This window comes from Rhodococcus sp. EPR-157, assembly GCF_001647195.1.
Lineage (GTDB): Bacteria > Actinomycetota > Actinomycetes > Mycobacteriales > Mycobacteriaceae > Rhodococcoides.
The window spans coordinates 12351-33997 of the sequence record NZ_LVCV01000018.1; the positions used below are offsets into that span (position 1 = coordinate 12351).

Genomic DNA, 21647 nt, shown 5'->3' on the forward strand with positions numbered 1-21647 from the left:
CCGTTGAATAGCAATATTATTCAGATCGGGCCGTCAGTGCAGCCGACTACACTGCCCGGGTTGCTCAGCGATGCATTGCCCGGGCACGAGTCGTTATTTTTGCTGTGTTCGGATCGAAAGTGGACTTACGCAGAGTTCTCCCGCACGGTCGACAGCCTTGCCTCGGGTCTTCTGTTATTGGGGATCCGACGCGGCGATCGCGTGGCCATTGCTGCACCCAACTCGGCGCAGTGGCTTCTTACGTGGTTCGCAGTCACCAAAATCGGTGCCATTCTGGTCACGCTCAACGTGGCATACCGTGAGCGGGAATTTCGCTTCATGCTCAATCAGTCCGGGGCTGTCATGTTGATCAGCTGTGCTCGAGATGGCGAGTTCGATTTCGTCGATTTCTTGGACGAGCTCAGGCCACGTATCCCCACGGTGAGCCACTACGTCTTTCTCGGAGAGCGCGGATTCGAGGGTAGCCGCCGGTGGGATGATCTCTTGGTCGACGACATCGACATCCAGGCGCTCACCCACGCCGGATCTCATGTGGAAGAGCATGATCCGGCGGTGATTCTGTACACCTCGGGAACTACCGGAGATCCCAAGGGTGCCACGTTGACCCACGCCAGCATCATTGCCTCCGCGCGCGCTCAAGCTGCACACCTCGATCAAACAAGCGACGACGTAGCGATCGGACACATGCCCCTCAACCACGTCGGCGGCATGACGTGCACTGTGGCTGCCGCCATGAGTGTGCGTGGCAAAGTAGCCCTCTTGCCCAGATACAGCCCGACAGTGGCTCTGCAGGCTATCGAGCGGCACGCAGTGACGATATTCATCGGGGTACCCACTATGTACACCCTGATGTTGGATTTTCCGGAGTTCACTGCAACGGATACCTCGACGATCCGCACCTGCATCATCGGTGGTTCGAACGTCGAACCGGCAATGGGAAGGCGCATTCTGGAAACGTTTCCGGGTACGCGGTTGGCCAATTTGTACGGGCTCTCCGAAACGTCCGGAGGATGCGTGATATCCGCTGCTGACGACGAATTGCACACTCTTGTCGACACTCTCGGAGTTGGTATCGGTGACTTCGAGGTTCGCGTCACCGATGACGAGCACAACTCTCTGCCGCCGGGCAGTGAGGGTCACCTGCACATTCGAGGTGGGTGCGTGGCCAGTGGGTACTGGGAGAATCCGGTTGAAACGGACAACGCCTTTTTGGACGATGGATGGCTGGTAACCGGGGACATTGCCGTCATACGGCTGGATGGCCGCGTGGCCATGCGCGGACGGCAGAAGGAGATGTACGTGCGCAGCGGCTACAACGTCTATCCGGTCGAAATCGAGAATGTGTTGGCCGCAGACGAGACGGTTGCGATGTGCGCCGTCGTGGGAGTGCCCGATGAGCTGCTCGGCGAAGTGGGACACGCGTATGTGGTTCCGGTGCCGTGGAGCACAGTCGATGTAGAAAAATTGCTGGCCAGGTGTACTGAGATGCTGGCGGGCTACAAGATCCCGGCCCGGATTCACGTTGTGCAATCCCTACCGCTGACGCCGTCCGGAAAGATCAAGAAGATCGCGCTGCGATCGGAGACCGCGGGAACGGATGGTTGATGTTCATCGCAAAGCGACCGACCTTTGTCAATGTCCGGATGGAGTTCCCGGTCGCACTCGAGCCTGACTGTCGAGGCCGATGTAGAGAATGCTGGTCCCGGCGAGCAGGAGTTCGACCAGGTTCGCCTCGTCGTCAGCCAGCCACTGCGCGTATGCCGAGATTGCTATGCCGAGCAGGATCCATCCGAGGGTGCGCGGTAGGTGATCGGTCGGTGCGCAGTTCGTCCGAGCAGCCACATAGTCCGCAATGACGGCTCGCCACCCCTCATACATCACCATCGAGTAGCTCTGTAGGGCAGCGTTTCCCAGGATCAGCGACATCCGTTGCCGGTGGATCGCGGCTTCTTCGAATGGAAACGTGTTGAACTGCAGCAGCGCCGATCGCAGGGCGTCGGGCAGAGCGATATCGTCGGGTAGACCATCGAGATGGGCCCTGAGTGCTGCGAGTTGAGCGTCGAAGTCTCCCCACGGAACCGCGTTCTTGGATGGGAAGTAGCGGAAAAAAGTTCGGCGTGCGATGCCGGCTGCGTCGGCAATGTCATCGACGCTGGTTTCCTCGAAGCCCTTCGATGCGAACAGTTCGATGCCGAGGTCGCTCAGTGCGCCCCGTGTTGTGGACGGTCGCCGTCCCATGGGTTTCGACGGTGTGGTGCCTGAGGCCATCTTTCTCCTCCGAACTCTAGCTTTATGCACTCAGTGCCATTAGTGTGGTGACGCAAACCACTGTTACGTCTGATTGTGGTCCACAACTACTTCTGGAGGTATCCGATGTCGAATAGCAACGAGAACACTGTGGTCGGTACTGCTGTCGTCGAGTCCGATCTGGTCGAAGAGTCGCTGGTGGAGGAAGTCTCGATCGACGGCATGTGCGGCGTGTACTGATCATGACTGCTGCAGTGCAGGGCGCACTCGATGTGGATGTGCCGTGGGCATTGCATCCGCAGGTGGCGCTGCGTCCCGAGTCGTTCGGGGCGCTGCTCTACCACTTCGGAACTCGCAAGCTCTCCTTCCTGAGAAACCGCACGATCGTGGCGATCATCGAGTCTCTTCCCGATCATCCCGATATGCGCACCGCGATCGCGGCCGCAGGGATCACCGAGTCCGGATCGGCTCCGTATGTGAAGGCACTCGCGACGTTGGCCGACTCGAAGATGATCACGCCCCGCTAAGGACCATTGACCCTCGACACCTTTCTGGACAGGACCGACCCACATGACTTCCACTCTCGAAAGACCCGCTCCGGTAGGAAAACTCGTCGATCAGTTCGAGCTCGGTCTCGACGCACCGATCTGTCTGACGTGGGAATTGACGTACGCCTGCAATTTGTCGTGCGTGCATTGCCTGTCCTCGTCGGGTCGTCGTGATCCGCGTGAACTGAGCACCGAGCAGTGCAAGTCGATCATCGACGAGTTGCAGAAGATGCAGGTGTTCTACGTCAATATCGGTGGTGGTGAGCCGACGGTGCGGTCGGATTTCTGGGAGCTCGTCGATTACGCGACGGCGCATCAGGTGGGGGTGAAGTTCTCCACCAACGGGGTCAAGATCGACAAAAAAGTCGCAGCAAGGCTGGCGGCGTCGGACTACGTCGATGTGCAGATCTCCATCGATGGCGCGACGGCGGAGGTCAACGATGCGGTCCGCGGACCGGGTTCGTTCGACATGGCGTGCCGCGCTCTGGAGAATCTGAAAGAGGCCGGATTCCGGGACGCGAAGATCTCCGTCGTCGTCACCCGGCACAACGTGAGCCAGCTCGACGACTTCAAAGCGTTGGCCGACAAATATGCTGCGACACTGCGCATCACCCGGTTGCGGCCCTCGGGTCGCGGCGCGGATGTCTGGGATGATCTGCACCCGACAGCCGGTCAGCAGCGCGAGTTGTACAACTGGCTCGTCGCCAACGGTGAGGGTGTGTTGACGGGGGATTCGTTCTTCCACCTGTCGGCGTTCGGTGACGCTCTGCCCGGGCTGAATCTGTGTGGTGCCGGCCGGGTGGTGTGCCTGATCGACCCGATCGGTGATGTGTATGCGTGCCCGTTCGCCATTCACGAGAACTTCCTCGCCGGCAACATCGTCCGCGACGCGACTGTTGCTACTGAGACCTCGGCGGGAATGGGCGGCTTCCAGTCGGTATGGCAGACATCGGAGTTGTTCCAGGAGTTGCGGTCTCCGCAGACCTCGGGCGCCTGCACCAAGTGCGCGCACTTCGATGCGTGCCGCGGTGGCTGCATGGCGGCTAAGTTCTTCACCGGCCTGCCGATGGACGGCCCGGACCCCGAATGCGTCATCGGTAACGGTGAAATGGCGTTGGCAGCGGCAGGGGAGATCCCCAAGTCCAGCGTCGACCATTCCCGTACCGGGCAGCGCAAGACCCCACGTAAGTCGGTGCCGCTGACGTTGATGATGCGTCCCCCGGCGAAGATCTGCGACGAGAACCCGCTCGCAGGAATGGAACAGGAAGCACAGTAATGGCCAAGAGTGCGTGGTTCGAGACCGTTGCCGAAGCGCAGCGGCGTGCGAAGAAACGTCTACCGAAATCCGTATACGCTGCGCTGGTGGCCGGCTCCGAACGCGGATTGACGATCGACGACAACATGGCCGCATTCGGCGAACTCGGGTTCGCCCCGCACGTGGCGGGGCTGTCGGACAAGCGGGATCTGTCGACGACGGTGATGGGACAGCCGCTGTCGTTTCCGGTCATGATCTCCCCGACGGGTGTGCAGGCGGTCCACCCGGATGGTGAGGTCGCTGTCGCGAGAGCTGCTGCAGCGCGGGGGATTCCGATCGGATTGTCCTCGTTCGCGAGCAAGTCCGTCGAGGAGGTCGCGGCAGCGAACCCGCAGACTTTCTTCCAAATGTACTGGGTCGGCTCGCGCGAGATCCTGCTGCAGCGGATGGAGCGGGCACGCGCAGCAGGTGCGGTCGGGTTGATCATGACGTTGGACTGGTCGTTCTCCAACGGCCGCGACTGGGGTAGCCCGTCGATCCCGGAGAAGATGGACCTCAAGGCGATGGTGCAATTCGCTCCGGAGGGTATCACCCGTCCGAAGTGGTTGTGGGAGTTCGCCAAGACCGGCAAGATCCCCGATCTGACGACCCCGAACCTGACGCCACCGACCGGCGGTCCCGCGCCGACGTTCTTCGGTGCGTACGGCGAGTGGATGGGTACTCCGTTGCCGACGTGGGAGGACGTGGCGTGGCTGCGGGAGCAGTGGGGCGGGCCGTTCATGCTCAAGGGTGTCATGCGGGTCGATGACGCCAAGAAGGCGGTCGATGCGGGTTGCACGGCGATTTCGGTGTCCAATCACGGTGGTAACAATCTCGATGGCACGCCGGCTCCGATTCGGGCGTTGCCGGCGATTGCCGAGGCCGTCGGTGATCAGGTCGAGATCACCCTCGACGGTGGTATCCGGCGCGGTAGCGATGTGGTGAAGGCGCTCGCGTTGGGTGCGCGTGCGGTGTTGATCGGGCGGGCGTATCTGTGGGGTCTGTCGGCCGGTGGCCAGGCGGGTGTGGAGAATGTGCTCGACATTCTGCGTGGCGGTGTCGATTCCGCGGTACTGGGTCTCGGGCACACCTCGGTGCACGACCTGTCGCCGTCGGATGTCGTCATGCCGGCCGGGTTCGACCGCAGACTCGGCGTCTAGACGCCGTCGGTGCGCACCTGGACGGGGTGGTTCGAGTCTGTCGCCGAGGCGCAGCGTCGGGCCGAGAAGTGTTTGCCGAAGTCGGTGTATTCGGCGTTGGTCGCAGGTTCCGAGCGCGGCATCACCGTCTCGGACAACACGTCGGCGTTCGGTGAACTCGGGTTCGCCCCGCATGTCGCGGGTCTGTCGAATACCCGTGAGTTGTCGACAACGCTGATGGGACAGTCTCTGTCGTTTCCGGTGATGATCTCCCCGACGGGTGTGCAGGCTGTGCACCCGGACGGGGAGGTTGCGGTGGCGAGGGCGGCAGCGGCACGGGGGATTTCGATGGGTTTGTCGTTGTTCGCGAGCAAGCCCATCGAGGAGGTCGTCGCGGCGAATCCGCAGACGTTCTTTCAGCTGCACTGGGTGGGTTCGCGGGAGTTGTTGGCGCACATGCTCGATCGTGCCCGCGCGGCGGGTGCCGTCGGGCTGATTCTGACGATGGACTGGTCCTTCTCCGAGGGGCGAGATCGGGGGAGTCCGGTGATCCCGGAACGCCTCGATATGGCGGCGATGATGCGGTTGGCACCCGAGGTACTCGTCCGTCCGCGATGGCTGACACAGTGGGCGCGGTCGGCCACGTTCCCGGATCTGACGGCACCGAATCTCGCGCCGCCCGGTGGGCCTGCGCCGACGTTCTTCGCTGCGTATCGCGAGTGGAAGTCCACTCCGCTGCCGACGTGGGAGGACATCGCATGGCTACGCGCGCAGTGGGATGGACCGTTCATGCTCAAGGGTATTTCGCGGGTCGACGACGCGCTCCGGGCTGTGGATGCGGGCGTGACCGCGATTTCCGTCTCCAATCACGGTGGCAACAATCTCGACGGTTCCCCGGCGTCGATTCGGGTGCTGCCGTCGATCACCCGGGCGGTGGGCGATCAGGTCGAGGTCACTCTCGACGGTGGGATCCGCCGTGGAAGTGATGTCGCGAAGGCACTGGCGTTGGGTGCGCGGGCGGTGTTGATCGGACGCGCATATCTATGGGGTCTCGCGGCGAACGGTCAGGCCGGAGTGGAGAACGTGCTCGACATTCTGCGCGGCGGTCTGGATTCCGCGGTACTGGGTCTCGGCCGTGCGTCGGTTCACGAACTGTCACCGTCCGACGTTGTCATACAGGCGAGGGCGACAAGAATACTGTCAGTCAATAGTCCGTGTGTGTTCGAGTAGTACCTCCAGTCGCCGAATGTCCATTGTGTCGGTCATCGTCACCGATCAGCCGTTAGCAGAAGTGACTCCGCAGAAGTATGAGAGCGCATTAGGTGTGCCGCACTGCCGACACCAATTGCTCAGCGGCATGTGCGAGGTAACCAAAGACCAGGACGGCGAGATCGGGGCAGCCCCAACCAAGTTCCTGCACCGGGGGGATAGGGGCGGTGCGAGGCCGTGAGGTCTTGACATTTCGGCCTTCAACGGACTGCCGCGCGAACGTGTGGAATTTGTGCAGTATCGACAGGCAGGAAGCGCGAGATTATCTGACGGGATGCGATGCTGTTCAATCTGCAATGAAGAGTTGACTCGTCTTCAACAAGAAATTCCGACACGTGCCGCGTCTGGTAGCAATCGACGCAAACCCACATTGCAGCGCACAGTTACGTACAGTTAGAAAGCGTCGACAAACTTTATATTGTCGCGAGGGTGACTATACTCGGAAACGGATAAAGTCCTCCGAGCTGTGGGTGGCACTCCCAAAATATCCAACACTTTTGCTTTTGATTCGGCCGTCACCCATGCACTGTCTGAGGCCAGACGGCCGATGCGTGGATAATCGAGCCATTCTAACTTCAAGCCGCCGGATCGCCGATGCGGCATGATTTTGGGAATGCCCCTGGCGATGCGCCGCAACCAGGTACGCAGGAACATACCAGGTTACGGCGATCTGAGTCCGCTGGTCGAATCGAGCCCTTCGGTAATCGTCGATGGCGCGGACAACCACATCATTATCAGGGTAAGAGATTACCGCCAGTTCCGGAAGATAACGACGCTCCTGGATGTTTCGGGCCTTGCGGCGGAAGTGCCCGTGCGGTCCTGTGCGGCCTCGCTACAGCCGACTATCCGCAGCGAGACGGTAGGTCTGACGGTTCAGTGTTGCTGTGCTGCCAGATTTGCCATGTTTAAGCCCGGAAGTAGCATCTGCCCTGCGTCGATTGCCAACTCCTGGCCGGTCACATAACGTGACTCGTCACTGGCTAGCCATAACACACCTTCGCTAGTCGCCTCAGGAGGCAACATTCCCACGTCCTTCAGTAGCGCCACTGCCTTCCCGCCGGAATCCATGTGGTCTGGGGTGCCCAGGCCGGGCCCACCTGCCATCAGATCCCAGCCGCCCTGCCAATCGAGAATTGCCGTCCTGACCACCCCGGGCAACACAGCGTTGCATCGGATTCCGTATGGGCCGAGTTCGAGCGCAGCGGCCTTCATCAATCCGAGCACACCGTGCTTGGAGGTGATGTAGTGCGCATAATTGTGTCCAGGTTGCTTACCGTTCACAGACGAAATCACGATCATGGAGCCTGATCCACGTTCGATCATGTGTGGAGTGACTGACTTCAACGTCCTCATGACACCGAGAACATCGATGTCGATCACATCTTTCCACTCGTCCTCGGGTATCTCCCAGAACGGACCCACGCTCCACGCGCCTGCATTGGCGACGACCGTGTCTATATGGCCGAATTCAGCGATCCCAGCCTCGACCGCAGAATCGAGACTTGCTTGATTCCGAACATCCCCGACTATTCCCAAAATACGCCTGTCCAGCTTTTCGACCAACCTCACCGTCTCGTTCAAGTCTTCCTTGGTGGCGAGCGGATGCGGAATATTCCCTTGAGCCGGGCAGTCGAGCGCGATTATTTCCGCACCCTCCTCGGCAAGTCTGATTGCATGCGCTCGGCCCTGGCCGCGTCCAGCTCCGGTAATGAAGGCGACTTTTCCATCCATGCGACCCATGATTAACTCCTTTTAGTAGATAGTTTAGGTTGCGATGTTAATGAAATCTGTTAGCACAATGAGAAAAATCCCAACTTCTTCCATAACTTGCGCCAGGCGAGAATGTGCTGGCGTCCCATCTGGCAATTATCCTCAAGTGAGGGTGGTCATGCCATCGACCGAAAGTATTTGCCCGGTGATGTACGAAGAGTCAGCGGAAGCCAAGAACGCTACACTGCGTGCGATGTCTGTGGGTTGTCCTAGTCTACCGAGAACACTGCTAGCTGCTTTCTCCGCAAACCCGGTTTCGGCTGAATTCGCTTGTATGCGTCCTGTCATTGTATAGCCGGGTGACACAGCGTTGACTCGGATACCGAGGTGACCTAGATCTGCGGCGAGGTAGCGCGTGTAGTGCGCAAGCGCGGCTTTAGAGAGTGCGTAGCCGGCATATGCGCCCCCGGGAAGAATGCTTTCGGCCGACAGTGACGTTGTGTTGACGATCGAAGCGTTCGAGGACTCGCGCAGATACGGTACAGATGCTTGGCACATATAGATCGCAGACATCAAATTAACGTCTATCGCTTTGCGAACGTCTGCACTGCTGATTTCGCTGGCGCGGCTACCTTCGTACGGTGTGACTGCTCCACCTGCGATATTGATGAGTATATCGAAACCGCCCCATGCTTTCCCGACGGCCGACAGAATCTCTGACGCGCTTGACTCGTTTGTCAGGTCCGCCTGCAACCCAATGGTTCTTGCGCCCATAGCTTTGATCGCATCAGTGGTTAAATCGTCCGCTTCTCCGGGAATGTCAATCCCGGAGCGTAAATCTATATCAACAACGGCGACATCCGCTCCTTGCGCGGCGAGCGTAATCGCGGTGGCTCGTCCGATGCCCCGTCCCGCACCGGTCACTACCGCTCGCAGACCTGAAAGGGCAGAATTCATGCTTGGCCTCCTGGGTTGAGTAATTGTGCCACAAGTTCGTGAATCATTCTTTTGAAGTCTGCCGCTGATGTGCAGATTTAGACCAGATGGTTCCGACGGTGCCGATACGTTCTGACTGGATTCAGCCTAGTTCAAGCGAATAACCGTTCAATTGCTTGTTTTTCATCCAGGTTTGCAAAACACTGTAATAGGCCAACGCTCCGTCGCCGCATCGACCGCCGATGAATAGATCTGCGGGGGTTTCGGCTTTGCCTTCGGCGTTGTAGTACCCAGGTGTGCATTGAGCGAAGAACCGAAACATCGCATGATTCTTGGGGGACTCGGCGATAATTCGGACCCACTGTTCGACGTCTTTCGGCTGAGCTTCGACGGCCTGTGCGTTCTGGGCCTCGACCTGGCCGACGATATGCGCGACGTACTGGGATTGTTCGTCAAGAAGGTGAACGGCATTGACCGCGGACGCGGTCTGGGTGTTTCCGCCGATGAAGAACATGTTCGGAAACTTGTCAGTGGACATGCCGTGCAGTGTCCGTACACCGTTCGCCCAGTGCTGCGACAGCGTGGTCTCTCGGCCGACGATGTCGAATCCGGTCAACTCCGTGTAGGAGATGGCAGACTCGAATCCTGTGGCCATGATCAAACAGTCGAGGGGGTACTCGACGCCGTCGACCACCACACCGTTCTTCGTGAAGCGCTCGACGCCTTGACCATTGGTGTCGACCAACGTGACGTTCGGCCGGTTGAACGCGCCGAGGTAGTCATCGTGCCAACCAGGTCGTTTGCACCACCATCGGTACCACGGTTTGAGGGCGTCGGCGGTAGTCGGGTCCTCGACGATGTCGTCGACTCGCCCGCGGATCTGGTTCATCAACCTGTAGTCGTTGATCTCTGATAGTTCGTTCAGTTCGTCCTGTGTAGGGCTACGGCCAAGCCGTTCGGACACCGCAGTCTCGGGTTCTGCAAGGATTTCGAACGCCCCGGTCCACCCGTCACCCACCAAGTCGACCTCGGGTCGCACGAAACCTGCCGTTGTGCCGAACTGCACGTGGGACTGAAAGTTCACCCGGCGTTCGCGCTGCCAACCGGGCTTGGACATGTCAACCCAGTCGGGCCCGGTTTCTTGTTGTCCGCGGACCCCGACCGTCGATGGAGTTCGTTGGAATACCAAAAGCTCGCCGGCGTCCTTGGCGACTTCGGGCACGATCTGCAGGGCCGTCGCCCCTGTTCCGACAACTCCGACTCGCTTGTTCGCGAGACCGGACATACCACCGGCGCTAGTACCGCCCGTGTAGTCGTAGTCCCAGCGGCTCGAATGGAAAATGTGACCCTCGAACTGGTCGATGCCGGGCAGATTCGGCAGCTTCGGCAGGCTTTGGCGACCGCATGCGAGAAGAAAGTAGTCGGCCGTGAGTGTGTCGTTGCGGTCCGTCTGGATATGCCAACGGTTGTCTTCCTCCGACCACTGCGCGCCCGTGATTGCGGTGTGGAAGCATGCTTTGTCGTAGAGCCCGTATTCCTTGCCGATCCGTTGGCTGATCTCGAGCATCTCAGCTGCGTACGCATAGCGGTGTTTGGGTGCGTAGTTCAATTCTTCGAGCAGCGGAAGATAGATGTGGGCTTCGATGTCGCACATTGCTCCTGGGTATCTGTTCCAGTACCAGGTTCCGCCGAAATCGCCGCCCGTCTCGATCACCCTGATGTCGGTGACTCCGGCGTCACGCAGCCGAGCGCCGAGCAGTAGCCCGCCGAAGCCGCCGCCCGCGATGATGACCGACGTATGGTCTGTCAGCGGTTCTCGGGGAGCTTCGGCGTCGTTCCACGGGTCTCGGCTGTACGCCTCGAACCGTCCGGCCGAGGTGCCGACGTACTGTGTTTTTCCGTCCGAGCGGATGCGTCGGTCGCGTTCGAAGTCGTACTTTTCTTTCAATGCGGTTGGATCGAAATCCAGCTCGCCAATGAGTTTTTCGTTCGACACTGGTTCCTCACCCTCGTGTGAAGGCGTCTGGGGATCGACGCCGAGTGCAGGTGTGCTGGTGAGCATTCCTGGCGGTGTTGAGCGAATCCGGGACTCTTACTGCTGACCAGTGATGGCCGCCTCCGGGAATGTCGGCATTGCTACCGTCGCACTGCACTCAGTCAATCAGTGATCGGCATCACCTTGAAGCGACATCAGTCGCTACCGACCGAGACAATTGTTGCGATCTTGTGGCGCTCGCCCCGTGAGGGGTGGAGCCCCTGCGGGGTTTCGCCACTGTGGCGCGGCGTCGCAGGGATTCCGTCAACCTGTCAGTCACTGCTGATAGATGAAAGCCGTCATGATCTGGGAGATCGTGACGGCTTTCGATCGATCGAGAGTTCCGGCTCGGGAATGGGAGCTGAGGGGCGTCGGTCTGTCAGAGCAGGCGGAGCAGGGTGGCGTTGGCTTGTCCGCCGCCCTCACACATCGTTTGCAGGCCGAACTCGATGCCGTTCTCGCGCATGTGGTGGACCATGGTTGTCATTAGTCTGGCACCGCTTCCGCCCAGCGGATGACCGAGGGCGATCGCCCCACCGTTCGGGTTCAGTCGTTGCTTGTCTGCCCCAATCTCTTCAACCCAGGCCAAGACAACCGAGGCAAAGGCTTCGTTGACTTCGTAGGTGCCGATATCGCCGATGCTCAGGCCGCGGCGCGCAAGTAGCTTCTCGGTCGCGGGAATGGGGCCGGTGAGCATCGGCATGGGCGGTGATCCGACGACGACAGCGGTGTCGATCGCCGCGATCGGCGTGAAACCGAGCTCCGCGGCCGTATCGGATCCCATGATCAGAAGGGCGGCGGACCCGTCGCTGATCTGAGATGAGTTGGCTGCGGTGACCTTGCCTTCTGGTGTGAAGGCCGGCTTGAGTTTGCCGAGCGATTCGAGCGTACCGCCGCGCCGGATACCCTCGTCGACCGATACACTTTCGCCGCCGACCGGGATGGATGCGATCTGGCCACCGAATCGTCCTGCGTCAATCGCCGCTGCCGCCTTGGTGTGAGATTCGAGCCCGAACTCGTCGAGCTGAGTGCGCGAGAGGTTCCATTGGTCGGCGATCTGTTCCGCACCGATTCCTTGATTGGGAAAGCCGGCTCCAAATCGCTGCGCGTAGAGCTCGCCGAGCGGTGAGTCGCCTGCCGCCGTCGATGACCCGATGGGGATACGGGACATCGATTCGACCCCGCCGGCGACGACTACGTCGTAGTGGCCGGCTATTACGCTGGCCGCCGCGAAACTGACGGCCTGCTGCGATGATCCACATTGGCGGTTGATTGTTGTGCCGGGCACGTGGATTGGCCACCCCGCCGACAACGCGGCTGTTCGAGCTATGTCGAAGCTTTGTTCACCGATCTGACTGACGCATCCCCAGATGACGTCTTCGACCAATGCGGGGTCGAGACCGGTTCGCTCGATGAGCGAGCGCAGCACATAGGCCGACAGATCGGCGGGGTGCACGCTCGACAACCCTCCGTTCCTCTTGCCGACGGGTGATCGGACGGCATCGACTATTACTGCTTCACGAGACATGATCCTGGTGCTTTCTGCTTGGTGCAAAATGGTGTGCGCGCTGCGCAGCGCGGCCGCTTTCGGTTAAACAACGAATCGACATCAGAACCACTGCGCGGACATCTCCACACTTGTCCGATCGAGACTGTCCAGCAGGTCGAACTGCGCTGTGGTGGAGGGAAGTTCGTAGCGAAAGAAGTAGCGCGTTGCTTGGCGTTTTCCATCGTAGAAGTTGCCGGTCAAATCTCCGGCAACCAGGAACTGTTCGAGCCACATCCAAGCTACGACGACGTGACCCACTGCTTCGAGATAGATGGACGAATTGGCAAGTGCGCACGCCTTGTCCGGCTCGGACCGCAGATTCGTGGTCACCTCGAAAGTTCGATCGAGGGCAGCTTTCAACTCGATGGCCAGACCGGCTGCCTCGCCACCGGTGTTGTGTGCGCGGTCGATGGTCGATCCGATGGTACTGAGCAGCAAATCCAGGCCCGCGCCGTCCTGCATCGTCATCTTGCGGCCAAGCAGGTCCAGTCCTTGGATACCATGCGTTCCTTCGTGGATCTGGTTGAGCCGGTTGTCTCGGTAGAACTGCTCGACGTCGTAGTCGCGGGTGTAGCCGTAGCCGCCGTGTACCTGAATTGCGAGATCGTTGGCGCGTAAACACCATTGCGACGGCCAACTCTTTGCAATCGGCGTCAGTACATCGAGCAACAGGGTCTTTTCGGCCCGTTGGTCAGTGTCCTCTAGTGTGTCCTGTTCGTCGACGAGGTTGGAACAGAACAACCCGAGAGCGAGCGCGCCTTCGACATAAGCCTTCTGCGCGAGGAGCATTCGCTTGACATCGGCGTGCTCGACAATGGAGATCGGTTTCGATGCAGGGTCGCGGTTCGTCTGGCTTCGACCTTGTGTGCGTGTGAGCGCGTACTCCACGGATTGACGGTATCCGGCATAACCGAGTGCTGTGGCGAGGAATCCGACCCCGATCCGGGCCTCGTTCATCATGTGGAACATATAGTTCAATCCGCGGTTCGGTTCACCGATGAGGTATCCGATGGCCCCGGACGAACCTGCCGGTGTGTAGCTGCCGTCCCCGAAGTTGAGCAGAGCGTTCGTAGTGCCTCGATTGCCCATTTTGTGGTTCAGCCCAACGAGCGCGACGTCGTTGCGTTCTCCTGGATTACCGTCGGCGTCCAGGACATACTTGGGGACGATGAACAGCGAAATGCCTTTGACGCCGGCACCGCCTCCGGGGATTTTCGCGAGCACGAGGTGAACAATGTTCTCGCTCAATTCGTGGTCACCGCCGGAGATCCACATCTTCGTGCCGGTCAAGCGGTAGCTACCGTCTGTTTGCCGGACTGCTTTGGTCGTGATGTCCGCCAGTGACGATCCGGCCTGGGGCTCGGACAGACACATTGTTCCGAAGAACCGGCCTTCGAGCATGGGCCGGACATAGGCGTCGATCTGTTGCTCGGTTGCGTACGCGACGAGCAGATTCGCGTTGGCGACGGTTAGGAACGGGTACCCGGTGGTGGATGCGTTCGATGCCTGGAACCACGCCACCGATGCCCGCATGACCGATATCGGTAGTTGCATACCGCCGAGGGACTCGTCGAACGCACCGGCGAAAAGCCCTGCCTGTGCGAAAACTTCGAGGGCCTTCTTGGCTTCGGGTGTGAGGATGACTTTTCCGTCCTCACCTACCGTCGGCTCCTGGGCGTCGGCCAGTTTGTTATGGGGTGCGAAGAACTTCGCGGCCATGTCCGCACTGAGGTCGAGCACCGCATCGAAGGTGTCTCGGGAGTGTTCTGCGAACCGTGGGCGTGTAGTCAGCGATTCGACGTCGAGCCATTCGTAGAGCATGAACTCGATGTCGCGGCGGGAAAGCGGTGGCGTGGTCATGAGGTCCTTGTTTCTAGATAGAGGCTCCGCCGTCGACTGGCAGGACGACACCGGTGATGTAACCGGACTCCTCCGATGCCAGAAATGCGACGGCCGTGGCCATTTCGGATGGATCAGCGAAGCGCGCTATCGGGCCGGTCACCTCGGGGATCTTGTCTTCGGGGATAGAGGCTGTCATTCGTGTCGCAGCGTTGGGTGAAATCGCGTTGACGGTGACACCGAAAATGGCCAGTTCCTTGGCCGTGGTCTTGGTGAATCCGATGATGCCGGCCTTGGCGGCTGCGTAGTTCGACTGGCCCCGGTTACCGCGAAGGCCGGTGTACGAGGTGACATTTACGATGCGTCCGTAGTTCTGAGCGCGAAAGTGTGGAACGACGGCGCGGGTGAAACGGAATGTACCTCCGGCGTGGACATCGAGAACCTGTGACCAGTCGTCGTCGGTGAGTTTCCACACGACGCGGTCACGCAGAATTCCCGCATTGTTGACCACGACGTCGATGCGACCGGTCCGCGCGATGGTGGCACTCACCACTCGCTCGACTTCCTCTGTGTTGCTCACGTCGGCCTGTGCCGCGACGGCCCCGACGACGTCGGCCGCGCTCGCGAGCTCGTCGCCATCGAAGTCCACCATGACCACATCGGCACCGGAGTTCTTGAAATGTCGGGCCAGTTCGAGACCGATTCCTCGGGCGGCACCGGTCACGAGGACCGTCCGTCCGGTGAAGTCGAAGCTGATGTTGCCCATAGGTCGTCCTATTCGTAATACGTTGTCGATGAATAACTGTCAGGTACGGCGTTCGATCAGTGCTGCTCGACCACGGATGCGCGCTGAAGGACGGTCTCGAAGATGCGAGCCGTTGCTGCATCGACCATGATCCCGTCGATGGCCACGGCGCCGTCACCGGTGGCTTCTGCCGCGCGCATGGCATCGACCACCTTGCGAGCGTGGGCGACTGCTTCCTCGGTGGGGGAGTAGGCCTCGTTGGCCAGCGTGACCTGGCTGGGGTGAATGGCCCACTTTCCGACGGCTCCGAGTTCGGCGGCCCAATTCGCCTGCTGCAGATAGGCTTCGTCGTTCTTGAAATCTCCGAACGGCCCGTCGATGGCGTCCAGCCCGTTGCTGCGAGCGGCAACGATCATCTTGGTTCGAGCAGAATGCCAGATGTCGCCAGGATAACCGGAGCTGGTACCGATGTGAGCGGACCGCATTCCGTGGCTCGCGGCGAGGTCTCCCACTCCCAGAATGAGCGCTTCGAGTCGCGGACTGCTCGCCGCGATGGCATCGACAGCCGCCAGAGCTTCCACTTCTTCGATCAGTACCTCCAGTCCGATTCTGCCGATCTCGAGCCCGTGTTTGTGTTCGAGCAGCGTGAGCAGGGTGTCGATGAACCAGACGTCGCGTGCCGACTTGACCTTGGGGATGATAAGTACGTCCAGGTGCGCTCCGGCACCGGCGACAACTTCGGTGATGTCGTCGAGGCACCAAATTGTCTGAACGCCGTTGATGCGTACCGCACGGGTTTTTCGTCCCCAGTCGAGTTCGCGCAAGGCGGTGACTGCTTGCTTGCGTGCCACGTCTTTGGCGTTGGGGGCCACGGCGTCCTCGAGGTCGAGGAAGACCAAGTCGGCGTTGCCCGCAGCCGCTTTGGCCATCATTTTCTCGCTAGTGGCGGGGGTGGACAGTTCTGATCGGCGGGGCCGTACGGGCCTCTGGTTTGTCATCGGTTCTCCTGTGGAAGGGGTTGCTGAAGAAAAGGATTGAGCTTCTTTACGAGCGCCAATGGCTTCGTCGCTTGATCAATACGCGGCGCGTGCACTCGAATACGATGCGCATGTCGTCGGTGGCACCCCAGTGCTTGAATTCAACAACCCCGGCGTCATCGCGTTCTGCTGGTTCGACTCCCAAAACCTGGGTGTACGCGTAGATGGTGTCTCCGTGAAAGACGCTGGCTTTGAAGCGAATATGGTCAAGGCTGAGCTCGGCCAAGGCGTTCTCGGCGGTGTCCTGGCTGGTCAGGCCCAGAGTGAGCGAGCCGGTAATCAGTCCGAAAACGATCCGGCTCTTCCCCCACGGCGAGTCCTTCATGGACGCTTCGTTCCAGTGTTCCTGTGCGGTGTTCATGACCAGTTTGCTGATCAGCTGGTTCTCGACCTCGTCGATGGTTGCACCGCGCGCATGCTTCCACCGATCACCGACCAGGAACGATTCGAACCATCCCGAGTCCTCGGTTACCCAGTTCTCCGTAGCTGAGTGTGGTTGTAGCTGAGTCATTTTCGGTGGCTCCCGTCGATCTTCCAGTGTGTAGCTGCTGCGGCGTCGCGGTTTGCGTCACTCATAGCAACTTCTGCCCGGCCAGTAGGTTCTTACGTACGAAACGCAGGATCACCTCATCGTTCTGGTCGAACGCCGTGGTCCTCCAGGTCACGATCCCGTATCCGGGTCGGCTGGCGGACGGACGTGAGTCCAGTACGACCGACTCAGTTCTGACGGTGTCGCCGGGGTAGACCGGTCTTTCGAAGACGCACTCTTCTATACCGAGGAAGGGGCCCGCGGATTCGCTGAGATCTTCCACGGACAGCCCAACAACGGTACACAGCACAAGGAAGGGATTCAGTTGAGAGTCTTTGTGGCCATGTGCGCGTGCGTATTCGGCGTTGAGATACAGAGGGGACCAGTGCGCCAGTGCGGTGCTGAACAGCACGTTGTCCGCGGTGGTTATCGAGCGACCCCAATGATGGGGGAAGACCTTGCCCGTCTCGAATTTTTCGAAGTATGCGCCACGTCGGCGGAGTGGGAACTCCGCGAGGTCGGGGGTGGGTGCAGTGTCGGTCACGGATGCTCTCCTGACAGTGGGCGTCCAGCCCACGCTACAATGTTAGTAGTTGACTAACAACAAACTATCTATGACGCTTAGCCTAGCTGTCCGGCGTCGCGAAGGTCGATATTGTCGGTTCGCGGCAGGCGGTAGATGCAGTAGCCGGCCACTAAGCAGGAGAAGGCAAGCATGGCGAACACCGAGCCAAGTCCCAACCCGCTGGCTATGAGCAAGGACGCTGCCACTGGGCCGAGACCGCCGCCGATGAGAGACGAGAACTGATAGCTCATGCCTACCCCCGTGTAGCGCACGGCCGTGGGGAACAACTCTGAGTACAGCGCACCGATCGGTGCAAGACATAGAGAATGGAAGATGTAAACCAGCGAGTAGCTAACTATCACGCCTACTGCCGTAGCGCCGGTGAACAACAGCCCCAACACGGCAAGGTTCAGAGTGGCAAGTGTCACGCCGACTGCCAGGACGCGGCGGCGACCAAATCGGTCGGCAAGAAGGCCTCCGATGGGTATGCCGACGAAGGAAAATGCCACTCCGATGATCGAAGCGTTGAGTAGAAAAGAGCGAGTCAATCCGAATTCGGTGACTCCGTAATTGATAAAGAAGGTGCCGAGCAAAGATTGAATCATGAATGGCCCCGCAAACACCCCGGCGGCTAACGCGACTGGTTTGGCGTACTGAGTGAAAATAATCGTGAACGGCAGTTTTGCTGGACGGTCGTTGTTTTTGGCAGCCTCGATCATCACGGGACTTTCGGTGATTCGCAGACGCATGTACACAGCCAAACCGAAGAGAACAACGGTGGCCAGGAACGGCAGTCTCCAGCCCCAGGTCAGGAAGTTATCACCCGTTGCTGAGACAACTATCGAAAATGCAGCGAATCCCAGCAACACTCCCAGTGCCGACCCCATAGCGGCTCATCCCAATCGGGGGTGTAGGAGTTGGGGTCTGAATCCGCCGGTCTCGAGCAGGCTTCGGGCGATGTAGTTGGTCAGGTTGCGGAACCCGAGTGCGGAGCCGCGCAGGTGTTCGAGCCGTCCGTTGAGCGCCTCGGTCGGCCCGTTGCTGGTGCCGGGTCGTTCGAAGTAGGCGAGCACGTCGGCGGCTCGCTTCTTCAGGGTCCGGCCCAGGGTGGTGAGCTCGGTGAGCACCTTGGGGACGCCGGCGCTGAGGTCGGTGATCAGCTTCTCCATGAGCTCGCGGCCACGTTGCCGGTCCTCGTGGCGATAGGCGGCGATCATGCGCTGGTAGACACCCCAGGTCGCCTCGACCTCGACGTGAGCGTCATCAACGAACAGCGCGCGTAGCCTGTCGCTCTGCTTGTCGGTAAGCAGGTCCGCGCCGGTGTGCAGCGTGCGCCGCGACTTGTAGAGCGGGTCGTCCCTGAACCCACGGTGCCCGTGGATCGCGAGTTGGACCCGGCGCCGACACCTGTCGAGGGCGTCACCGGCCAGGCGCACGACGTGGAAGGGATCCATCACCGTGACCGCGTCCGGGATCTCCTCCGCAGCGGCGGTCTTGAACCCGGTGAAGCCGTCCATCGCGACCACCTCGACCGCGTCACGGAAGGCGTCGTCGCGGTCGGCGAGCCAGGTCTTGAACGCCGCCTTCGACCGGCCCTCGACCATGTCCAGCAGCCTTGCTGGGCCGGCGCCATCGCGGACCGGGGTGAGGTCGATGATCACGGTGACGTACTTGTCGCCACGCCTGGTGTGGCGCCAGACGTGCTCATCGACGCCAATGACCTTCACGCCCTCGAACCGCGTGGGGTCGTTGATCAGCAGCCGATTGCCTTCGGCCAGGACCGCGTTGTTGGCGGTGTCCCACGCGACCCCGAGTCCCTCGGCGACACGGGCGACGGTGAGGTGTGCGACCACGATCCCTTCCAGCGCCCACCGCAACCCGGTGCGCGAGAGCTTCGCGCGTGGCTCCGCCGCGGCGCTGGTGTCTTGGCGCCACACGTGTCCGCAGTCGGCACAGCGGTAGCGGCGCACTACAACTTCCAGCACGGTCGGTCGCCAGCCCAGCGGCTCGTGGGCCAACCGCCGGATCACGGTGTCACGAGCAGCGCCTTCGCTGCCGCACCGTCGGCACCACTGATCTGGTTCCACCACGCGGCACGCGAGGACCGCACGATCCGGTTCAAGTCGTTGCCCGGTCACGCTCAGACCGAGGCCGTCGAGTCGAGCGAAGGCGGTCAGGTCAGGGCGGCCGAAGCCGGCCGGCGGGGTAGCGTCGGACACGTCGAGGTCTTTCGGATGGATGGCGTAGGAACCTCCATCGTCGGGAGACCTCGACGTCTATCTGCGGACCGACGCGCCCGGCCGACCCACACCCTCATCTGGGAAGAGCCCCCATAGCGGTGGCGCTGCCCATGAAAGACCTGTTCTTTGTCGACGAATGTTCGGTCGTCATGACCACTGCACCGCCCCATTCACCGCCGACAGAGAGGCCTTGCACAACGCGAAGGGTTACCAGCAGAACTGGTGCCAGGACACCCACGGACTCGTACGTCGGCAGCACGCCGATCAGGGTTGTTGCGATACCCATCAGAACAACGGTGGTGATGAGGGTTGTCTTACGCCCGATCTTGTCCCCGTAGTGCCCGAAGACGATCGCTCCGACCGGCCGAGCGATATAGCCCGCTGCCAGCGTGAGGAAGGACAGGACCACACCGAGGGATGCCTGCGCCGGACTGAAGAACAACGGGCCGAATACAAGAGCGGCGGCCGTAGCGTAAATGCTGAAGTCGTAGAACTCGATGGCAGCACCGATGAAGCTGGAGAACCAGACCCGTTTGGGTTGTCGTGGGGGCGGTGCCTGCGGCCCTGGCGACCTTGTGGGGACTTCACTGCTCTCGATATCGGACATGGGAACCCTCTTTCGGTGGGGAGTGGATGTCGTTGGTGTGCCTCGCCAGTAATGCGCGCCTTCGACGAAGATGCGTAATAATCCGGCCGAGGTTTGTTGTGAACTACTAACTTTTTTGCTCATGAGTGCGCCTGAAATGCTGCGCGATCGTGTGGGTCAGAAGGTGTACCTGATGATCGACTCGGCAACGCACGCGGGTTTGTCCGAGCCCTTTACGGAGATCGTCACTTCCACAACTACATCGACGGCACCGGTTCGATCGACGATGTCGAGAATCCGCCCCTGGGCGCGCAGCGCAGAACCGGAGGGGACCGTGGCTGAAAACCGAACCCGGTTGAGTCCATAGTTGATCGAACTCGTGGCACCTTGCACTTCTATCAGGTCGGACAAAAATGGCGCAAGGAGCGACAATGTCAGAAAACCATGAGCGATCGTGGTGCCGAACGGACCCTGTGCGGCTCTCTTCGTATCGACGTGGATCCACTGCTCGTCGTTGGTCACAACGGCGAACTGATCGATTCGGGCTTGCGACATTTCGATCGTGCTCGAGGTGCCCAAATCGGCTCCTTTGGCTTGCCTCAGATGATCGGCGGAAGTGAAGATCGACATTGGTGAACGCTCCAATCTAATTCGGCTGTCAAAGATGGTTCAACGCCGCGGACTGAACGGCGGTGCTTGCACCTAGGCGTGATCGCTGCGACACCCACTGTCGTGCAGGGCATGTGCCGGTGGGCGGCTACGATTTGGAGCTGGAATCCGCACTGGTACAGATGCTTTCAGATCTGAGAACAGTCAGCGATCCACTCAAAATGGTCATCACTGCCTGCAGGAGTTTCTCTGAAGAAGTCTTTTCGACGAAATCAAGCGCACCGGCTGCCAGGGCGTGCTGCGCGTGCTCCTGTCTCACGCTCAGTGCTACTACGTGGTGGTCCCCGGCCAGTTGCCTGATCAGCGAGCAACTTCCGTCGAGGTCTGGTAGCCCCATGTCGACCAAGACAAGGTCGAACGAAGCCGACCTTGCTGTATCGAGTGCTGTTGTAGCGTCCGCTGTCTCGACAACAGCTACCCGTGGGTGGGTCGCCTTCAGAAGTTGAGTGAGCGCCGTGCGGACTCTCCTGTCCGAATCGACAACCATGACCGACTGCGCAACATCTGAATCGCAGTCAACGAGCGCCTCGAGTTTGTTCATGAAAGCCCCCTGTCTGGTTGCTACATCAATGGAAACAGTTGTGACCCCAATCACGTAGAGTCCGTGGACGCGAACTCATCGAGTCAATTGTCTCGTCCTGAGGAGATCCGCTGCAATGCTTGGTAGTAGGCCCGCGTTATCGGTAGGCTTGTCTCCACTGAGCTGCGAC

21 protein-coding genes are annotated in these 21647 nt (G+C 60.3%); 6 read left to right on the top strand and 15 right to left on the bottom strand.

Features of this window, described 5'->3' with window-relative positions; translation table 11 throughout:
* Nucleotides 1-36 precede the first annotated feature (36 nt).
* Nucleotides 37-1605, top strand: a complete 1569-nt coding sequence (locus A2J03_RS00610; protein WP_231912305.1) for a class I adenylate-forming enzyme family protein — start codon at nt 37-39, stop codon at nt 1603-1605.
* A 27-nt stretch (nt 1606-1632) separates the two neighbouring features.
* Here A2J03_RS00610 and mftR read toward each other — a convergent pair whose 3' ends face one another.
* Nucleotides 1633-2268: a mycofactocin system transcriptional regulator gene (mftR, locus tag A2J03_RS00615; protein WP_068368280.1), complete on the bottom strand. Its 636-nt coding sequence runs from the start codon at nt 2266-2268 to the stop codon at nt 1633-1635.
* Between the two features lie 105 nt (nt 2269-2373).
* Here mftR and mftA point away from each other — a divergent pair, with 105 nt between their 5' ends.
* The 5 genes from mftA to mftD (A2J03_RS00640) are packed head-to-tail and all read left to right on the top strand — an operon-like array spanning nt 2374 to nt 6458.
* Nucleotides 2374-2487 (top strand): mycofactocin precursor MftA, encoded by a 114-nt coding sequence (mftA, locus tag A2J03_RS00620; RefSeq protein ID WP_068368282.1) that lies wholly within the window; start codon nt 2374-2376, stop codon nt 2485-2487.
* A gap of 2 nt (nt 2488-2489) precedes the next feature.
* Nucleotides 2490-2774 (top strand): mycofactocin biosynthesis chaperone MftB, encoded by a 285-nt coding sequence (mftB, locus tag A2J03_RS00625; RefSeq protein ID WP_068368285.1) that lies wholly within the window; start codon nt 2490-2492, stop codon nt 2772-2774.
* Between the two features lie 43 nt (nt 2775-2817).
* Nucleotides 2818-4071, top strand: a complete 1254-nt coding sequence (mftC, locus tag A2J03_RS00630; protein WP_068368287.1) for a mycofactocin radical SAM maturase — start codon at nt 2818-2820, stop codon at nt 4069-4071.
* A complete protein-coding gene (mftD, locus tag A2J03_RS00635; RefSeq protein ID WP_068368289.1) occupies nt 4071-5249 on the top strand; it encodes a pre-mycofactocin synthase MftD in 1179 nt (392 codons plus the stop codon). Before mftC ends, mftD (A2J03_RS00635) begins: the two co-directional genes overlap by 1 nt.
* A 9-nt stretch (nt 5250-5258) precedes the next feature.
* Nucleotides 5259-6458, top strand: coding sequence for a pre-mycofactocin synthase MftD (gene mftD / locus A2J03_RS00640; RefSeq protein WP_068368292.1), 1200 nt, complete (start codon nt 5259-5261; stop codon nt 6456-6458).
* 912 nt (nt 6459-7370) lie between these two features.
* On the opposite strand, the gene A2J03_RS00650 is transcribed toward mftD (A2J03_RS00640), so the two are convergent.
* The 14 genes from A2J03_RS00650 to A2J03_RS00715 form a co-directional block, all read right to left on the bottom strand.
* Entirely contained in the window at nt 7371-8237 is an 867-nt protein-coding gene (locus A2J03_RS00650) for a mycofactocin-coupled SDR family oxidoreductase (protein WP_068368298.1), read from the bottom strand.
* Nucleotides 8238-8369: 132 nt separating this feature from the next.
* Nucleotides 8370-9164 (bottom strand): SDR family NAD(P)-dependent oxidoreductase, encoded by a 795-nt coding sequence (locus A2J03_RS00655; protein WP_068368301.1) that lies wholly within the window; start codon nt 9162-9164, stop codon nt 8370-8372.
* Nucleotides 9165-9285: 121 nt separating this feature from the next.
* Nucleotides 9286-11205: a flavin-containing monooxygenase gene (locus tag A2J03_RS00660; protein WP_231912304.1), complete on the bottom strand. Its 1920-nt coding sequence runs from the start codon at nt 11203-11205 to the stop codon at nt 9286-9288.
* A gap of 352 nt (nt 11206-11557) precedes the next feature.
* Nucleotides 11558-12706: a thiolase family protein gene (locus tag A2J03_RS00665; protein ID WP_068368332.1), complete on the bottom strand. Its 1149-nt coding sequence runs from the start codon at nt 12704-12706 to the stop codon at nt 11558-11560.
* A gap of 81 nt (nt 12707-12787) precedes the next feature.
* Complete coding sequence (locus A2J03_RS00670; protein WP_068368304.1) at nt 12788-14587, bottom strand: acyl-CoA dehydrogenase; 1800 nt, start codon at nt 14585-14587, stop codon at nt 12788-12790.
* A 13-nt stretch (nt 14588-14600) separates the two neighbouring features.
* Nucleotides 14601-15332, bottom strand: a complete 732-nt coding sequence (locus tag A2J03_RS00675; protein ID WP_068368307.1) for an SDR family oxidoreductase — start codon at nt 15330-15332, stop codon at nt 14601-14603.
* Between the two features lie 56 nt (nt 15333-15388).
* A complete protein-coding gene (locus A2J03_RS00680) occupies nt 15389-16309 on the bottom strand; it encodes an HpcH/HpaI aldolase/citrate lyase family protein (RefSeq protein WP_068368308.1) in 921 nt (306 codons plus the stop codon).
* 46 nt (nt 16310-16355) lie between these two features.
* Nucleotides 16356-16859, bottom strand: a complete 504-nt coding sequence (locus A2J03_RS00685) for a MaoC family dehydratase (RefSeq protein WP_068368309.1) — start codon at nt 16857-16859, stop codon at nt 16356-16358.
* 61 nt (nt 16860-16920) lie between these two features.
* Entirely contained in the window at nt 16921-17421 is a 501-nt protein-coding gene (locus tag A2J03_RS00690) for a MaoC family dehydratase (RefSeq protein ID WP_068368310.1), read from the bottom strand.
* A 77-nt stretch (nt 17422-17498) separates the two neighbouring features.
* The gene (locus A2J03_RS00695; protein ID WP_068368311.1) at nt 17499-18329 is read right to left on the bottom strand and encodes an MFS transporter; all 831 of its coding nucleotides are present in this window, start codon (nt 18327-18329) and stop codon (nt 17499-17501) included.
* A gap of 6 nt (nt 18330-18335) precedes the next feature.
* Complete coding sequence (locus A2J03_RS00700; RefSeq protein ID WP_032401348.1) at nt 18336-19661, bottom strand: ISL3-like element ISPfr2 family transposase; 1326 nt, start codon at nt 19659-19661, stop codon at nt 18336-18338.
* 94 nt (nt 19662-19755) lie between these two features.
* Nucleotides 19756-20289 carry an MFS transporter gene (locus A2J03_RS00705; protein WP_068368313.1) on the bottom strand — a complete coding sequence of 178 codons (534 nt, stop codon included), beginning with the start codon at nt 20287-20289 and terminating at the stop codon, nt 19756-19758.
* A gap of 156 nt (nt 20290-20445) precedes the next feature.
* Entirely contained in the window at nt 20446-20898 is a 453-nt protein-coding gene (locus A2J03_RS00710; protein WP_068368316.1) for a MaoC family dehydratase, read from the bottom strand.
* Between the two features lie 127 nt (nt 20899-21025).
* Nucleotides 21026-21478: a response regulator gene (locus A2J03_RS00715; RefSeq protein WP_156520123.1), complete on the bottom strand. Its 453-nt coding sequence runs from the start codon at nt 21476-21478 to the stop codon at nt 21026-21028.
* Nucleotides 21479-21647 lie beyond the last annotated feature (169 nt).

Bases quoted from the DNA above. Each gene is read 5' to 3' on its own strand.
- mftR (WP_068368280.1), bottom strand. From the start codon at position 2,268: ATGGCCTCAGGCACCACACCGTCGAAACCCATGGGACGGCGACCGTCC.
- mftA (WP_068368282.1), top strand. From the start codon at position 2,374: ATGTCGAATAGCAACGAGAACACTGTGGTCGGTACTGCTGTCGTCGAG.
- mftB (WP_068368285.1), top strand. From the start codon at position 2,490: ATGACTGCTGCAGTGCAGGGCGCACTCGATGTGGATGTGCCGTGGGCA.
- mftC (WP_068368287.1), top strand. From the start codon at position 2,818: ATGACTTCCACTCTCGAAAGACCCGCTCCGGTAGGAAAACTCGTCGAT.
- mftD (WP_068368289.1), top strand. From the start codon at position 4,071: ATGGCCAAGAGTGCGTGGTTCGAGACCGTTGCCGAAGCGCAGCGGCGT.
- A2J03_RS00650 (WP_068368298.1), bottom strand. From the start codon at position 8,237: ATGGGTCGCATGGATGGAAAAGTCGCCTTCATTACCGGAGCTGGACGC.
- A2J03_RS00655 (WP_068368301.1), bottom strand. From the start codon at position 9,164: ATGAATTCTGCCCTTTCAGGTCTGCGAGCGGTAGTGACCGGTGCGGGA.
- A2J03_RS00660 (WP_231912304.1), bottom strand. From the start codon at position 11,205: ATGCTCACCAGCACACCTGCACTCGGCGTCGATCCCCAGACGCCTTCA.
- A2J03_RS00665 (WP_068368332.1), bottom strand. From the start codon at position 12,706: ATGTCTCGTGAAGCAGTAATAGTCGATGCCGTCCGATCACCCGTCGGC.
- A2J03_RS00670 (WP_068368304.1), bottom strand. From the start codon at position 14,587: ATGACCACGCCACCGCTTTCCCGCCGCGACATCGAGTTCATGCTCTAC.
- A2J03_RS00675 (WP_068368307.1), bottom strand. From the start codon at position 15,332: ATGGGCAACATCAGCTTCGACTTCACCGGACGGACGGTCCTCGTGACC.
- A2J03_RS00680 (WP_068368308.1), bottom strand. From the start codon at position 16,309: ATGACAAACCAGAGGCCCGTACGGCCCCGCCGATCAGAACTGTCCACC.
- A2J03_RS00685 (WP_068368309.1), bottom strand. From the start codon at position 16,859: ATGACTCAGCTACAACCACACTCAGCTACGGAGAACTGGGTAACCGAG.
- A2J03_RS00695 (WP_068368311.1), bottom strand. From the start codon at position 18,329: ATGGGGTCGGCACTGGGAGTGTTGCTGGGATTCGCTGCATTTTCGATA.
- A2J03_RS00705 (WP_068368313.1), bottom strand. From the start codon at position 20,289: ATGTCCGATATCGAGAGCAGTGAAGTCCCCACAAGGTCGCCAGGGCCG.
- A2J03_RS00710 (WP_068368316.1), bottom strand. From the start codon at position 20,898: ATGTCGATCTTCACTTCCGCCGATCATCTGAGGCAAGCCAAAGGAGCC.
- A2J03_RS00715 (WP_156520123.1), bottom strand. From the start codon at position 21,478: ATGAACAAACTCGAGGCGCTCGTTGACTGCGATTCAGATGTTGCGCAG.